Genomic DNA, 344 nt, shown 5'->3' with positions numbered 1-344 from the left:
GGCGCGTTGATGAACGACGTCGAGATCGATTCCCCGTCCGGCAGGATGTATTCCACGATCGGGTTTTCGATCTTCTTGTGGAACATGCCGACCGTGAAGAACTGGTCGCGGCCGAAATACCATTCGAACCGGGCGGCGAAGTTCTGAAGCTCCGAGTTCACCAGGGACGGGTTGCCGCGGAAACTTTGGTCGATGTCCGGATCGAAGAACTCGGTGACGCCGAGTTCGCGGAACTGCGGACGCACGATGGTTTCCGAGTAGACGAAGCGCAGCTGCATGTTCTCGGCAAACGTCCAGGTCAGCGTCGCCGCTGGCAGGACGTAATCTTCCGAGATGAAGCCTTC

At 58.4% G+C, this 344-nt stretch carries 1 protein-coding gene; it reads right to left on the bottom strand.

The window, feature by feature from the left end; genetic code table 11:
• On the bottom strand, positions 1-344 hold a 344-nt coding region (locus tag E5162_RS14215), incomplete at both ends, for a TonB-dependent receptor domain-containing protein (protein WP_135945945.1).

Source organism: Marinicauda pacifica (genome assembly GCF_004793635.1).
GTDB lineage: Bacteria > Pseudomonadota > Alphaproteobacteria > Caulobacterales > Maricaulaceae > Marinicauda > Marinicauda pacifica.
The sequence above is the reverse complement of the archived record's forward strand: the minus strand, read 5'-3'. Positions and strand labels throughout refer to the sequence as shown.